Genomic DNA, 699 nt, shown 5'->3' with positions numbered 1-699 from the left:
GTCTTGTCGGCGACCAGGTTCTCGTAGTTGCCGCCGGACACGTCGGTGATCGCGTTGGTCAGCGGCGCGTGTCCGTTGAGCGCGTCGTTAGGCGCAGTGGTGGTCACGGTGCCGGTGGTCTTGCCGACCTCGATGGTGATCGACTGTCCGTTGGCCAGGGTCACGGTGACTGGCGAGCCGGTCACTGGCGCACCCACGGTGGCGGTGTAGGTCACCGTCCCGCCCTCGGCCGCCGATTCGGTCGCCGTGAGTTTCACCGTCGTGGTGTCGATGGTGTCGGTCACTTGGGTCACGGCCGGCGTAGTGCTCGGCACCAGGTTCTCGAAATTGCCGCCGGTGGCGTTGGTGATCGTCGCCTGAACGGTGCCGGCATCCTTGTAGACGTCATCGGCCGGCGCAGGGACGGTCACGGTGCCGGACGTCTTGCCCGCTTCAATCGTGATGGTCGCGCCGTTGCTCAGGGTCACGGTCACCGGGGTGCCCGCCGCGTTGGTCAGGGTCGCGGTGTAGGTGATCGAACCGCCCTCGGCGACCGAATTGGTGGCGCTCAGGGACAGATTCGTGGTGTCCACAGTGTCGGTGACGGTGGTCGATACCGGCGTCTTGTCGGCGACCAGGTTCTCGTAGTTGCCGCCGGACACGTCGGTGATCGCGTTGGTCAGCGGCGCGTGTCCGTTGAGCGCGTCGTTAGGCGCAGTG

1 protein-coding gene is annotated in these 699 nt (G+C 66.4%); it reads right to left on the bottom strand.

The genetic code is table 11. The features are described 5' to 3' along the window. A partial coding sequence (locus tag CAG41_RS28075; RefSeq protein WP_176244863.1) for an immunoglobulin-like domain-containing protein occupies positions 1–699 on the bottom strand: 699 nt, incomplete at both ends.

The sequence above is a fragment of the Pseudomonas sp. B35(2017) genome, assembly GCF_002113645.1.
Taxonomy (GTDB): Bacteria; Pseudomonadota; Gammaproteobacteria; order Pseudomonadales; family Pseudomonadaceae; genus Aquipseudomonas; species Aquipseudomonas ekonensis.
Note: the sequence above shows the minus strand (reverse complement) of the source record. Positions and strands in the feature narration are given on the sequence as shown.